Here is a 13441-nt window from a genome sequence, read left to right on the forward strand (position 1 = left end):
GCCGCATGCCCAGGTCGCCCCGCTCGCTCCTCATCGCCCTGGCGGTGCCGCTGGCCGCCGCACTCGCGATAGTGCTCACCGCACCCGCCCCGGCGACGGCCGACCGTGTGGTGATCGGCGGGCATCCGGCCCGTACGGTCGAGGCGCCCTGGGCGGTGGCCGTGGCCAGCCGTGCGCTCTTCGGGGACAAGAGGTCGGGCCAGTTCTGCGGCGGGGCGGTGGTGGGCCCCACAACGGTCGTCACGGCGGCCCACTGTCTGAGCCGTGGGGTGCTCGGCAAGGACTGGCAGGAGGTACGGGACCTGAAGCTGATCATCGGCCGCAACGACCTGCGCAAGAAGGACGGGGTGGAGTACCCGCTCGCGCGGGTGTGGGTCAACCCGGCGTACGAGGGCGACAACCGGGCCGGGGACATCGCGGTGCTCACTCTGGGGGTCGCGGTGCCCGCGGCCTACACCATCCGCATGGCGGGCACCGGCGACCAGGCGTACCGGCCGGGTGAGCGGGCCGCGGTGTACGGCTGGGGCGATACGGAGGGCGATGGCACCTATGCCTCGTCGCTGCGCACCGCGACGGTCCGGGTGCTGGCCGACAGCGTCTGTGAGAGCGCCTATCCGGGCAATGCGGAGGGGGACTACGACCCGCGCTCCATGGTCTGCGCGGGGCTGCCGGACGGGGGACGGGACGCCTGTCAGGGGGACAGCGGAGGACCTCTGGTGGTCCGGGGGCGGCTGGTGGGCCTGGTGTCCTGGGGGAGCGGATGCGCCGTGGCGGGGCGGCCCGGCGTCTACACGAGGATCTCTTCGGTGGCCGATCTGGTGGCCGCCCATGACTGACACGGAGCCCGGGGACGCCGATGGGATGTGACGAGCCTGGAAAGGGCCTGGAGCGAGTCGGCGCGGGGCCCTTGGCAATGTCCCTTGGGCCATGCCGAAAGGCCGCCCTTGGGCCATGCCGAAAGACCCGCGATACGAGCGTGGGCGGCCGCCCCGCTCAGGGGGCAGACCGCCCGGAATCCGGCCCTGGGCCGGCGTCGCTCGTCGTCGTGGGTATGAGGCGTCAGCGTTCGTCGTCGGACGCGGACGCCGGAGCGGCGGTGAGCCGCTCGGTCTCGTCCTGTATTTCCGCGGCGATCTTCTTGAGTTCCGGCTCGAACTTGCGCCCGTGGTGGGCACAGAAGAGCAGTTCACCACCGCTGATCAGCACGACGCGCAGGTACGCCTGGGCGCCGCAGCGGTCGCAGCGGTCAGCGGCCGTCAACGGGCTCGCGGGGGTCAGAACAGTAGTCACGTCGCCTCTTCTCTAGCTCGACGAGCTGTCGTACCAGGGTCAACATCCAACCAGCCTGAAATCGTTCCCGCTCGTGGCTTTTTCCCAAAAGTTGCTTCTGAGTAGGCCGGATGGTGACGTTTGGCGGCGAATGAGCCGTATTGCCTAGCTTTGATGCTTTGCGTCGATTGTCTGGTTTGCCCTCCCGGCCGGGTTGCCGGTTGTGAATGAGGACGTGCCCGGAGCCTAAATGGTTCATGCCTGAAAGGGAACGTGATGTGTGCGGCAGCGCCGTGGTATATCGAACGTACGAGCGAAACGGTGGCGGGTGCGACTAGCATGGACGTTTCCATGGGTGGCGGCACAAAGGCTCTATCAGGCCTCGGTACGCTCTGACGGGCGACCATGCCACCATCGTGCCCACAGCCGGGCCAACCAGAAATTCAGCGAGGAGCGAACCGCGTGACCGCCGACACGTCCGTGCCGTCCACTGCGCTGCTGACCGGAGCAGACCGGGGCGGCGGTAACTACACCGCGCGGCACCTTCTCGTCCTCGAGGGGCTCGAGGCGGTGCGCAAGCGCCCCGGCATGTACATCGGCTCCACCGACAGCCGCGGTCTCATGCACTGCCTCTGGGAGATCATCGACAACTCGGTGGACGAAGCCCTCGGCGGCTTCTGCGATCACATCGAGGTGATCCTCCACGACGACGGATCCGTGGAGGTGCGGGACAACGGCCGGGGGATCCCGGTGGATATCGAGCCCAAGACGGGGCTGTCCGGCGTCGAGGTCGTGATGACCAAGCTGCACGCCGGCGGAAAGTTCGGCGGCGGCGCGTACGCGGCCTCCGGCGGTCTGCACGGCGTCGGCGCCTCCGTGGTGAACGCGCTGTCCGCCCGTCTCGACGTGGAGGTGGACCTCCACGGCAGGACCCACTCGATCAGCTTCCGCCGCGGCGTCCCCGGGATCTTCACCGAATCCGGGCCGGACGCCCCGTTCGACCCGTCCAGCGGCATCCTCAAGGGCAAGAGGGTTCCCAAGACCCGCACCGGCACCCGCATCCGCTACTGGGCGGACCGCCAGATCTTCCTCAAGGACGCCAAGCTCTCCGTGGAGACGCTGCACGCCCGCGCCCGGCAGACCGCGTTCCTGGTGCCGGGGCTCACCCTGGTGGTCCGGGACGAGCGGGGCCTGGAGGGGCAGGAGGGGCCGGTCGAGGAGACCTTCCGCTACGACGGGGGGATCAGCGAGTTCTGCGAGTACCTCGCCCAGGACAAGGCCGTCTGCGATGTGCTGCGGCTGTCCGGGCAGGGCACCTTCAAGGAGACCGTGCCGGTCCTCGACGAGCGCGGGCACATGACCCCGACCGAGGTCACCCGCGAGCTGGGCGTCGACATCGCGCTGCGCTGGGGCACCGGCTACGACTCGACCATCAAGTCCTTCGTCAACATCATCGCCACCCCCAAGGGCGGCACCCACGTCTCCGGCTTCGAGCGCTCGATCACCAGGACCGTGAACGAGGCGCTGCGCGCCACCAAGCTGCTGCGGGTCGCCGAGGACGACGTCGTCAAGGACGACGCCATGGAGGGCCTGACGGCGGTGGTGACCGTAAGGCTGGCGGAGCCGCAGTTCGAGGGCCAGACCAAGGAGGTGCTGGGCACCTCGGCGGCCTCCCGCGTCGTGGCCAACGTGGTCTCCAAGGAGCTCAAGGCGTTCCTGACCTCCTCCAAGCGGGACGCCAAGCAGCAGGCCCGGGCCGTCCTGGAGAAGGTCGTGGCCGCGGCCCGCACGCGCATCGCGGCCCGCCAGCACAAGGAGGCGCAGCGCCGTAAGACCGCGCTGGAGTCCTCCTCGCTGCCCGCGAAGCTGGCCGACTGCCGCAGTGACGACGTGGGCCGCAGCGAGCTGTTCATCGTCGAGGGAGACTCGGCGCTGGGTACGGCCAAGCTGGCCCGGAACTCCGAGTTCCAAGCGCTGCTGCCGATCCGCGGCAAGATCCTCAACGTGCAGAAGTCGTCGGTCTCCGACATGCTCAAGAACGCCGAGTGCGGCGCGATCATCCAGGTGATAGGGGCCGGATCGGGCCGGACCTTCGACATCGACCAGGCGCGCTACGGCAAGGTGATCTTCCTTGCCGACGCCGATGTCGACGGCGCCCACATCCGCTGTCTGCTGCTGACCCTCTTCCAGCGCTACATGCGGCCGATGGTCGAGCAGGGGCGGGTCTTCTCGGCGGTGCCGCCGCTGCACCGGGTGGAGCTGGTGAACCCCAAGCGGGGGCAGAGCAAGTACCTCTACACCTACTCCGACCAGGAGCTCCAGGAGACGCTGCTGGACCTCCAGCGCCGCGAGATCCGCTACAAGGACGGCATCCAGCGCTACAAGGGTCTCGGTGAGATGGACGCCGACCAGCTCGCGGAGACCACGATGGACCCGCGCCATCGCACCCTGCGGCGCATCAACATCAGCGACCTGGAGGCCGCCGAGCGCGCCTTCGACCTGCTCATGGGGAATGAGGTCGCGCCCCGTAAGGAGTTCATCACCAACTCGGCGGCGACCCTGGACCGGTCGCGCATCGACGTCTGACGCCCGGCCCCTCGGCGGGGCCGGTTCGGCGGGGTCTCCCACCCGGGGGACCCCGTTCGGCGTCTTCCGCTCCGCCCGCTCCTGGAGCGCCGTATCCGGGCCGTTCATCACCTGAGTCACCTGATGGAGTGAAGGTCCGAGGTTGAAGGGTCTTGGATCTTTCTGATCTGCCCATCCTTGGTCACGCGGCGAATGCGGCAGTGAACAAGGAGTGTTCGGGGTGGACATGCACAACGCGCGCGACACGGGAGCGGCGCGGCTGGAGGATCCGTGGTACGACGCGCTCGCGTCCGGCTGGGGCGACACGGACGGCGGACCTCGGCGCGCCCGTCCGCCCGCCGCCCAGGCGGTCTACATGGAGGTGCACGGCAGCGCCGCCTTCCAGGAGGTGCGCCGGCGCTACCGCCGGTTCGTGTTCCCCGCGGCCGCCGCGTTCCTCATCTGGTACCTCGCGTATGTCGTCGCGGCCACCACCGCCCCCCATCTGATGGCCCGCCCGGTCGTGGGCACGCTCAATGTGGCGATGGTCGCGGGGCTCGCGCAGTTCGCCACCACCTTCCTGCTGACCTGGGCGTACGCCCGGCACGCACGGCTGCGCCGGGACCGGGTCGCGCTCGAACTCCGCTGGATCACACAGGAGATGATGCGGGGGCACGGGCGGTGACCGGCGATCAGCGGAGCCTGGCGCTGCTGCTCTTCGGCGTCTTCGTGGCGGCCACCTTGTCCATCACCACCTGGGCGGGGCGCCGGCGGCACCGCTCGCCGGAGGAGTTCTACGCGGGCGGGCGGCTGTTCTCGCCGATGGAGAACGGCTTCGCCATCGCCGGTGACTACATGTCCGCCGCGTCCTTCCTGGGGATCTCCGGCCTGATCGCGCTCTTCGGCTATGACGGGGTGCTGTACTGCGTGGGCTTCTTCGTGGCCTGGCTGGTGGTCCTGCTGCTGGTGGCCGAACTGGTCCGCAACTGCGGCCGGTTCACCCTGGCCGATGTGCTGGCCGCCCGGATGCGGGAGCGGCGGGTCCGGATCGCCGCGGGCATCTCCTCGGTCACGGTCTGTGTGCTCTATCTCGTGGCCCAGATGGTCGGCGCGGGCAGTCTGGTCGGCCTGCTGATCGGGGAGACGGGCGGCCGCGCCCGGGCCTGGACGGTGATCGGCGTGGGCACCCTGATGGTGGTCTTCGTGGCGCTCGGCGGGATGCGCGCCACGACCTGGATCCAGATCGTGAAGGCCGTGCTGCTGATGGGCGGGGCGGTCGCGCTGACCGCCTTGGTCCTCGTCCGCTTCCGCGGCGATCTCGACGCCCTGCTCAGCACCGCGGCGCGGAACAGCGGCCATGGCGTGGACTTCCTCGCCCCCGGGCTCAAGTACGGCGGCGACTGGACCGCCCGGCTGGACTTCGTGAGCCTCGGCCTCGCCCTGGTGCTGGGCACCGCCGGGCTGCCGCACATCCTCTCGCGCTTCTACACGGTGCCCACCGCCCGCGCCGCCCGCCGCTCGGTGATCTGGTCCATCGGGCTGATCGGCGGCTTCTACCTGATGACGATCGTGCTCGGCTTCGGTGCGGCCGCCGTGCTGGGCACCGATGCCGTACGGACCTCCAACGCGGCCGGGAACACGGCCGTTCCGCTGCTCGCGCTCGACCTCGGCGGCGGCGCCGGATCGACCGGGGGCACGGTGCTGTTCGCGGTCGTCGCCGCGATCGCCTTCGCCACCATCCTCGCCGTCGTCGCCGGGATCACCCTCGCCTCCTCGGCCTCCGTCGCCCATGACCTCCACACCTCGCTGAGCAGGCGGGCGGGCCGCACCCCGCGCGGCGAGGTGGCGGTCGCGCGGATCGCGGCGGTGGGGATCGGGGCGGCCGCGATCGGGCTGGGGCTGCTCGCCGAGGACCTCAATGTGGCGTTCCTGGTGGGGCTCGCGTTCGCCGCCGCCGCGTCGGCGAACCTTCCGGTGCTGCTGTACTCGCTGTTCTGGCGGCGGTTCACCGCGCGCGGCGCGGTCTGGTCGGTCTACGGGGGGCTGCTTCCGGCGGTGGTGCTGGTGGTGCTGTCCCCGGTGGTCTCCGGCGGCCCGGACGCGATCTTCTCCGGGGTGGACTTCCACCTCTTCCCGCTCCAGAACCCGGGGCTGGTCTCGGTGCCCCTCGGGTTCCTCGCGGGCTGGCTCGGGACGGTCACCTCACCGGCGCCCGCGGACGTCCCCGCCCATGCCGCCCAGCACGCCGAGACGGAGGTGCGGGCGCTCACCGGGGCGGGCGCGGCCTGAGGCAGGGGCGGGCGCTGCCTCAGGCAGGGAAGGGCGCGGCCTGAGGCCAGGGAGGGCTCAGACCCAGTCGTAGCGGTGCTCGGGGCGGCCGGTCTCGCCGTATTTGAGGCTGAGCCGCACCCGGCCCGTGCGCTCCAGCAGCTTCAGATAGCGCTGTGCGGTCTGTCTGCTGAGTGAGGCGCGCTCGGCCACCTCCTGCGCCGACAGCGGGCCCTCCGCGCCCCGCAGCACCTCCCGTACGAGATCGGCGGTGAGCGCCGAGTGGCCCTTGGGCAGCTCGGCGGGGCCGGCCGAGGCGCCGCCCAGGGCGCCGAAGATCCGGTCCACCTGGTCCTGTCCGGCCTCGCCGTCGCCCTCCAGGGCGCGGCGCAGCGCCGCGTACCCCTCCAACTTGGCGCGCAGCCCCGCGAAGGTGAAGGGCTTGACGAGGTATTGCAGCGCGCCATGGCGCATCGCCGCCTGGACGGTCGCGATGTCGCGGGCCGCGGTCACCATGATGATGTCGGTGTGGTGGCCGAGCTGCCGCAGCCGCCGCACCAGCGACAGCCCCGTCTCGTCCGGCAGATAGTGGTCGAGCAGCACCAGGTCGACGTGGCTGCCCTGGGCGCCCTCCAGGAAGGCCAGCGCATCGGCGGCGGTGTGCGCCTGCCCGGCGACGCGGAACCCGGCCACCTTGCCGACGTACGCGGCGTTGACCCGGGCCACCCGGACGTCGTCGTCCACGACCAGCACCTCCAGGGGCCCGCCCGGTCCGGTTCCAAGGGTCATCGTGGCTCTCCTGTCGCGGTCAGCGGCGCCCCGGCCGGCTGTTCGGCCAGCGCCTCGGGGAGGACGACGGTGAACTCCGCGCCCCCGCCCTCGCGGTCGGACACGCGGACACTGCCGCCCTGGCGTTCGGCGAGGCGGCGGACCAGCGCGAGCCCTATGCCGCGCTTGCCGTGCGCGGGCGGCTCCTTGGTCGACCAGCCCTCGGTGAAGACCACGTCGCGCCGGTCGGCGGGTATCCCGGGGCCGGTGTCGGAGACCCGCAGCAGCACCGTACGGTCGTCGGTGCACAGCTCCACCTCGACCCGTGGCTCCGGTGAACCGACCGCAGCGTCCAGGGCGTTGTCGATGAGGTTGCCGACGATCGTCACCAGCCCCGGTGGGTCCACCAGCCGGTTGGGCAGCAGGCTGTCCCCGGCGACGGTCAGCGAGACGCCGCGCTCGGTGGCGACCGTGGCCTTGCCGACCAGCAGGGAGGCCAGCAGCGGATCGTGCACCAGCTCGGTGACCTGCTCGGCGGTGGCCCGGTGCACCCCGATCGCCTCGGTGATGAACTCCATGGCCTCGTCGTGCAGTTCGAGTTCGAGCAGGCCGAGGAGCGTGTGCATCCGGTTGGCGTGCTCATGGTCCTGGGCCCGCAGGGCGTCGATCAGCCCGCGAGTGCCGTCCAGCTCGCGGCCCAGCCGCTCCAGCTCGGTGCGGTCACGCAGGGTGACCACCGCGCCGCCGTCGTCCGTCGGCATCCGGTTGGCGACCAGCACCCGGCCGCCGCTGACGGTCAGCAGATCGGCGCCGGTGACCCGCCCGGACAGCACATCGGGCGTACGGCCCGGGGCCAGCACCGCCTCCAAGGGCTGCCCGGTGTCCTCGGGCCGCAGATCCAGCAGCCGCTGCGCCTCGTCGTTGATCAGCCGGATGCGGCCGTGGCCGTCGAGGGCGACGACACCCTCCCGGATGCCGTGCAGCATCGCCTCGCGCTCGGCCAGCAGTGCCGAGATATCGGAGAAGGCCAGGTCATGGGTGCGTCGCTGGAGCCGGCGGGAGACCACGTACGCGGCCAGGGCGCCGACCGCGAGCGCGCCGCCCGCGTAGGCGAGCATCTCCGGGACCGCGGCGACGAGCCGGGCGCGCACGCTCTCGTAGGAGATGCCCACGGAGACGGCGCCCACGATGCGGCCGTCCCTGGCGCGCAGGGGCACCTTGCCGCGGGCCGACCGGCCGAGGGTGCCCTCGTCGATCTCCATGACCTCCCGGCCTTCGAGGGCCTCGGTAGGGTCGGTGGAGACATGCTTCCCGATCTCGCCCGGCGAGGTGTGGGACCAGCGCACCCCGCGCCGGTCCATGATCACGACATATTCGGCGCCGGTCGCCCTGCGGATACGTTCCGCCTCCGTCTGCACCGGCCCGCCGGGGGTGGGCCGGGTGTGCTGGAGCGCGTCGGCCATCCGGGGCTCGGCGGCCGTGGTCTGGGCGATGGCGAGGGCGCGGCGCATGGCCTGGTCGTCGAGGTGATCGCTGAGCGGCGCGAGGAAGAGGCCGGTCGCGAGCACGGTGACACCCGTGGCGATGGCCAGCTGCATCAGCAGGACCTGGGAGAAGACGCGTCGGGGTCGGCCGATGCGCCACCTTGTGGCCGTGGCGGCCGGCCCCGGCGGTATCGCGGCGCTCATGGCAACGAAGGGTAACCAAGCGGGGTGGGAGGGGCCGGGGCAGGACCTGGGGAGGGGGCCGGAGTGGCGTTCCCGGGGTGCTACGGGGGTGGGTACGGGCGCGGCGGGGGCGGGGCGGAGGCCGGAGGCGGCTGGAGAGGGGTGGTGGGGTCAGAGGCGCCCGGAGGGCGGGGCGACGCGTCAGAGGCGCCCGGCGGCCATCGCCCGTACGCCGTGTGCGGGCCGCTGGGCGGTCCGGATCCCGACGACCTCCATCCGGGCCGGGGAGCCCAGGGGGAAGCCGCAGCTCTCCGGCCGCGGCGGAGCCGCGGCGAGCTGCGCGACGCTCACCTGCCAGACCCGCCCGTCGCGGTGCGCGACGGTCACGGACCAGACCCGGGCCTCGCGCTCGGTCCGTACGACGACGGTCAGCGCGTCGGCCCCGTCCTCGCCGGTCAGCTCGCGGATGGCCAGCTCCGCCGCCTGGCCGGGGCGCTCCCAGGTGGAGCGGCCGCGGCAGCCACCGGTGACCACCCGGCCGTGCCGCAGCGCCTCGATGACGTCCTTGACGCCCTGCGCGGTGGCGCGGCCGTAGGCGTAGCCGTGCGGCAGCACGACGAGGGTGGGGGAGAAGCGATGGCCGCCGATATGGGTGATCTCCCAGGTGCCGTGGACCCCGGAGGCGGCCAGCTCACCGGCGAGCGGGCGGCCGAGGAGGGCGCAGCAGCGGTCGCGCTTGCCGTTGGTGCACACCAGCACCAGCGGATCGCCCGTGTACTCCTCCCAGGCGGCGGGGTCATGGGGCTCGTGGGGCGCCTGGGGCCGCAGGGTGAGCCCGCCGGGGTCGCCCGCGCCCAGCGCGGCGAAGTCCAGGCCGAGTAGCCGTGCCGGGTCGTCCAGGGCGGTGGTGCGGATCCAGGAGCGGCCGGGCCGGGTGTGGGCCACGAACACCCGGTGCCGGGCGCCGGTGTGCAGATCGGCGTGGCGGCCGGGGCGGCGGATCAGCGCGACCCGTACGCCGGTGCCCTCGGCGGCGCGCTCCAGGGCGCGCCCTACGGCCGGGTCGAGCCGACTGGCGGTGAGGGCCTCGGTGCCCCAGGGCCCGGGCTGTTCCACCAGCAGCCAGGTGGAGGCGGTGGCCGCCGTCCCGGCGAGCGGCTCGGACAGGTCGCGGGAGGCGGTTGCGCACGTGCTCACGAAGGTAAGCCTAACCTCTCTTGATCGAGAGCGCCCATCGGGCCGCGCGTACGCCCCGGAGCCGTGGTGGAGGGGCGAACGACCGGAGCCGGATCGCGCCTCATCGACCCGAGGCGGCGGAGCGCGACAGTCCGCATTCCGCCGCGTACTCGCCGTTCCATGGGGTGGGAGCAGGCGGGAAAATGGCGCCCAGGGGCGGAGGAGGCGGAGGGGGCGGATATGGACGGCTTATGGGCGCGGTGGCGCAGACGCCGGGGGAGACGCGGGGCGCGCTCGCTGGATCCCGGGCTGAGGGCCATGGTGAGGGCGGCCTACGACGAGGGGCGGCCGATCCCCGAATCCCTCGCCCGTAAGGCGGCCGAGGCCGGTGATCCGCGGGGGATGACCGTCTACGGCATCGGGCTGGGGCAGCGGGGCGCGTACGCCGAGGCGGTCCACTGGCTCGGTAAGGCGGCCGCGACGGGTGATCTCTCGGCCATGGTGGTGCTCGGTACGGTCCACCTGGACCACGGCGAGCTGGGCGAGGCGGAGCGGCACTTCCAGCGGGCGGCGGACCGTGGCCACGCCGGTGCGCGCCTCGCCCTCCGGCAGATGCGGGCCCGGCGCAACGGCAGTGGGCACTGAATCGTTTGCCTGGCCGTCCGCCGTCCGCCGTCCGCCGTCCGCCGTCCGCCGTCCGGGGCCACCTTCGCCGGGGCGCCCGGCCGCGAGCAGGTGCCTCTCCCGGCGGCAGCCAGGGGAGCCTGGCGCGGTCGCGAGCACGGCGCGGGGTCGTCCCCGGCCTGGGCGGGAGACGTACTCGGGCCACTCCGGCAACGCGGCGAGCGGCCGTACCGCGCGCCGGGAGCGGGGCGGCCGTCACATCGGGTCATGCCGGGCCCCGGCGGGCCGTACCGCGCGCCGGGAGCGGGGCGGCCTGTGCGGACGGGCCCGAGGGGCGTGAACGGCGCGGGTGCCCGGGAACGGCGAGGGGCGCGGCACCTCGCGGCGCCGCGCCCCTGCGCGCTCGTTCGACCCGCCCTGCCCGTCAAGCCAGACCAGCCTGACCAGTCCGTCCGGCCCGTTCAGCCAGATCGGGCCCGTCCGACCAGACCGGCCCGTCCGGGCTACACCGGCCCGGCCACCACCGTCACCGGCTTGGCGAGCGGTTCGCCCGAGCCGTCCCGGCGCGGGTCGATCTCCGGCAGTGCCGCCGGGGATCCGTTCGCCCCCGCCGCGCGGGCCGGGACCGTGCCCGCCCAGGCCATGACCAGGCGGTCCTCGCCCTTCAGGAACCGCTGGCAGCGCACCCCGCCGGTGGCCCGGCCCTTGCGCGGGTACTGGTCGAAGGGGGTGAGCTTGGCCGACTGCTGCACCGAGTCATCGAGCGTGCCGCTCGCGCCCGCCACCGTGAAGACCACCGCGTCGCTCGCCGGGTCGACGGCCGTGAACGAGATCACCTTGGCGCCGGAGCCGAGCTTGATGCCCGCCATACCGCCCGCGGCGCGGCCCTGCGGCCGCACCTGGCCGGCCGCGTAGCGCAGCAGCTGGGCGTCGTCGGTGATGAAGACCAGGTCCTCCTCGCCGGTGGAGAGCTCCACCGCGCCCACGATCCGGTCGCCCTCCTTGAGGCCGATGACCTCCAACTCGTCCTTGTTGGCGGGGTAGTCGGGGACCACGCGCTTGACGACGCCCTGCTCCGTGCCGATCGCGAGCCCCGGTGAGGACTCGTCCAGGGTGGTGAGGCAGATCAGCTCCTCGTCGTCCTCCAGCGAGAGGAACTCGGCGATGGGCGCCCCGCCCGCCAGATTCGGGGGTGCGGCCGACTCCGGGAGCATCGGGAGGTCGATCACCGAGAGCCGCAGCAGCCGCCCGGTGGAGGTCACCGCTCCCACGGAGCCACGGGCCGTGGCCGGGACCGCGGAGACGATCACATCGTGCTTGGCGCGCTTGGCCTTCCCCTCGACCGGGAACGGCTCGCCGTTGGCGGTACGGGCCAGCAGCCCGGTGGAGGACAGCAGCACCCGGCAGGGGTCGTCCGCGACCTCCAGCGGCACCGCGGTCACCGGCGCGTTCGACGACTCCAGCAGCACCGTGCGGCGCGGGGTGCCGAACTTCTTGGCCACCGCGGCCAGTTCGGAGGAGACCAGCTTGCGCAGCTCGGCGTCGGAGTCGAGGATCCGGGTCAGCTCCTCGATCTCGGCGTTGAGCCGGTCGCGCTCCGACTCCAGCTCCAGCCGGTCGAACTTGGTCAGCCGGCGCAGCGGGGTGTCCAGGATGTACTGCGTCTGGACGTCGGAGAGGCCGAAGCGCTCGATGAGGGACCGCTTGGCCTCGGCCGCGTTCTCGCTCTGCCGGATGAGGCGGATGACCTCGTCGATGTCGAGCAGGGCCACCAGCAGGCCCTCGACCAGGTGCAGCCGGTCCCGCCGCTTGGTGCGCCGGAACTCGCTGCGCCGCCGGACCACGTCGAAGCGGTGGTCGAGGTAGACCTCCAGCAGCTCCTTGAGGCCCAGCGTGAGCGGCTGGCCGTCCACCAGCGCCACGTTGTTGATGCCGAAGGACTCCTCCATCGGCGTGAGCTTGTAGAGCTGCTCCAGCACGGCCTCGGGGTTGAAGCCGTTCTTGATCTCGATCACCAGCCGCAGCCCGTGCTCACGGTCGGTGAGGTCCTTGACGTCCGCGATGCCCTGGAGCTTCTTCGCGCCGACCAGGTCCTTGATCTTGGAGATGACCTTCTCGGGCCCCACCGCGAAGGGCAGCTCGGTGACGACCAGGCCCTTGCGGCGGGCCGTCACGTCCTCCACGGCCACCGTGGCGCGGATCTTGAAGGTGCCGCGGCCCGTCTCGTACGCGTCCCGGATGCCGCTCATGCCCACGATCCGGCCGCCGGTGGGCAGGTCGGGCCCCGGCACGTGCCGCATGAGGGTGTCCAGGTCCGCGCCCGGGTGCCTGATCAGATGGCGGGCGGCGGCGATGACCTCGCCCAGGTTGTGCGGCGGCATATTGGTGGCCATGCCGACCGCGATCCCGGACGTGCCGTTGACCAGGAGGTTCGGATAGGCGGCGGGGAGGGTGACCGGCTCCTGCTCACTGCCGTCGTAGTTCGGGGAGAAGTCGACCGTGTCCTCGTCGATCGACTCGGTCATCAGCGAGGTCGCCGACGCCATCCGGCACTCGGTGTACCGCATCGCGGCCGGCGGGTCGTCGTTGCCCAGCGAGCCGAAGTTCCCGTGGCCGTCGACCATCGGCAGGCGCATGGAGAACGGCTGCGCCATGCGCACCAGCGCGTCGTAGATCGACGCGTCGCCGTGCGGGTGGAGCTTTCCCATCACCTCGCCGACGACGCGGGCGCACTTCACATAGGAGCGCTCGGGGCGCAGGCCCATCTCGTTCATCTGGTAGAGGATGCGGCGGTGCACGGGCTTGAGCCCGTCACGGGCGTCGGGCAGCGCGCGCGAGTAGATGACCGAGTAGGCGTACTCGAGGTAGGAGCCCTGCATCTCGTCGACGACGTCGATGTCGAGGATGCGCTCCTCGAAGTCGTCCGGCGGCGGGGTCTTCGTGCGGCGGCGGGCCATCGCGCTTGGGGCTCCTTCAACTGCCGATGCGGGATCTGACGCGGACCATTGTGGCCCCGTCCACCGACAAGTGTGGAACGGCCCGGGGCGCTCGCGGCCGGGGCGGGCCCCGGAACCGCGCCCGGCGGCCCCGCGCGAAGCCCCCTC

10 protein-coding genes are annotated in these 13441 nt (G+C 72.3%); 5 read left to right on the plus strand and 5 right to left on the minus strand.

Going from position 1 to position 13441, the window contains the following annotated elements; translation table 11 throughout:
- Positions 1-5 precede the first annotated feature (5 nt).
- The gene (locus IEJ02_RS19815) at positions 6-836 is read left to right on the plus strand and encodes a S1 family peptidase (RefSeq protein ID WP_191066101.1); all 831 of its coding nucleotides are present in this window, start codon (positions 6-8) and stop codon (positions 834-836) included.
- 223 nt (positions 837-1059) lie between these two features.
- Here IEJ02_RS19815 and IEJ02_RS19820 read toward each other — a convergent pair whose 3' ends face one another.
- Entirely contained in the window at positions 1060-1290 is a 231-nt protein-coding gene (locus tag IEJ02_RS19820) for a DUF7455 domain-containing protein (RefSeq protein WP_030842698.1), read from the minus strand.
- 441 nt (positions 1291-1731) lie between these two features.
- Here IEJ02_RS19820 and IEJ02_RS19825 point away from each other — a divergent pair, with 441 nt between their 5' ends.
- From IEJ02_RS19825 to IEJ02_RS19835, 3 genes are all read left to right on the plus strand, one after another.
- A complete protein-coding gene (locus IEJ02_RS19825) occupies positions 1732-3855 on the plus strand; it encodes a DNA gyrase/topoisomerase IV subunit B (protein WP_191066102.1) in 2124 nt (707 codons plus the stop codon).
- A 226-nt stretch (positions 3856-4081) separates the two neighbouring features.
- A complete protein-coding gene (locus tag IEJ02_RS19830; protein WP_223864119.1) occupies positions 4082-4519 on the plus strand; it encodes a DUF485 domain-containing protein in 438 nt (145 codons plus the stop codon).
- Entirely contained in the window at positions 4516-6123 is a 1608-nt protein-coding gene (locus tag IEJ02_RS19835) for a monocarboxylic acid transporter (RefSeq protein ID WP_191066104.1), read from the plus strand. Before IEJ02_RS19830 ends, IEJ02_RS19835 begins: the two co-directional genes overlap by 4 nt.
- A gap of 57 nt (positions 6124-6180) precedes the next feature.
- Here the strand turns inward: IEJ02_RS19835 and IEJ02_RS19840 are convergent, their stop codons facing one another.
- The 3 genes from IEJ02_RS19840 to IEJ02_RS19850 form a co-directional block, all read right to left on the minus strand.
- The gene (locus IEJ02_RS19840) at positions 6181-6891 is read right to left on the minus strand and encodes a response regulator (protein WP_191066105.1); all 711 of its coding nucleotides are present in this window, start codon (positions 6889-6891) and stop codon (positions 6181-6183) included.
- A complete protein-coding gene (locus IEJ02_RS19845) occupies positions 6888-8558 on the minus strand; it encodes an ATP-binding protein (RefSeq protein WP_191066106.1) in 1671 nt (556 codons plus the stop codon). The genes IEJ02_RS19840 and IEJ02_RS19845 overlap by 4 nt, the downstream gene beginning before the upstream one ends.
- Before the next feature lie 180 nt (positions 8559-8738).
- Positions 8739-9734 carry a ferredoxin family protein gene (locus IEJ02_RS19850; RefSeq protein WP_191066107.1) on the minus strand — a complete coding sequence of 332 codons (996 nt, stop codon included), beginning with the start codon at positions 9732-9734 and terminating at the stop codon, positions 8739-8741.
- A gap of 297 nt (positions 9735-10031) precedes the next feature.
- On the opposite strand from IEJ02_RS19850, the gene IEJ02_RS19855 reads away from it, so the two are divergent.
- Positions 10032-10358 (plus strand): SEL1-like repeat protein, encoded by a 327-nt coding sequence (locus tag IEJ02_RS19855; RefSeq protein ID WP_223864098.1) that lies wholly within the window; start codon positions 10032-10034, stop codon positions 10356-10358.
- Between the two features lie 482 nt (positions 10359-10840).
- Here the strand turns inward: IEJ02_RS19855 and IEJ02_RS19860 are convergent, their stop codons facing one another.
- Positions 10841-13294 carry a DNA gyrase/topoisomerase IV subunit A gene (locus IEJ02_RS19860; RefSeq protein ID WP_191066109.1) on the minus strand — a complete coding sequence of 818 codons (2454 nt, stop codon included), beginning with the start codon at positions 13292-13294 and terminating at the stop codon, positions 10841-10843.
- Positions 13295-13441: the final 147 nt, after the last annotated feature.

This window comes from Streptomyces sp. 5-10, from assembly GCF_014712245.1.
Lineage (GTDB): Bacteria > Actinomycetota > Actinomycetes > Streptomycetales > Streptomycetaceae > Streptomyces > Streptomyces violaceusniger.

Bases quoted from the DNA above. Each gene is read 5' to 3' on its own strand.
- IEJ02_RS19815 (WP_191066101.1), top strand. From the start codon at position 6: ATGCCCAGGTCGCCCCGCTCGCTCCTCATCGCCCTGGCGGTGCCGCTG.
- IEJ02_RS19830 (WP_223864119.1), top strand. From the start codon at position 4,082: ATGCACAACGCGCGCGACACGGGAGCGGCGCGGCTGGAGGATCCGTGG.
- IEJ02_RS19840 (WP_191066105.1), bottom strand. From the start codon at position 6,891: ATGACCCTTGGAACCGGACCGGGCGGGCCCCTGGAGGTGCTGGTCGTG.
- IEJ02_RS19845 (WP_191066106.1), bottom strand. From the start codon at position 8,558: ATGAGCGCCGCGATACCGCCGGGGCCGGCCGCCACGGCCACAAGGTGG.
- IEJ02_RS19855 (WP_223864098.1), top strand. From the start codon at position 10,032: ATGGTGAGGGCGGCCTACGACGAGGGGCGGCCGATCCCCGAATCCCTC.
- IEJ02_RS19860 (WP_191066109.1), bottom strand. From the start codon at position 13,294: ATGGCCCGCCGCCGCACGAAGACCCCGCCGCCGGACGACTTCGAGGAG.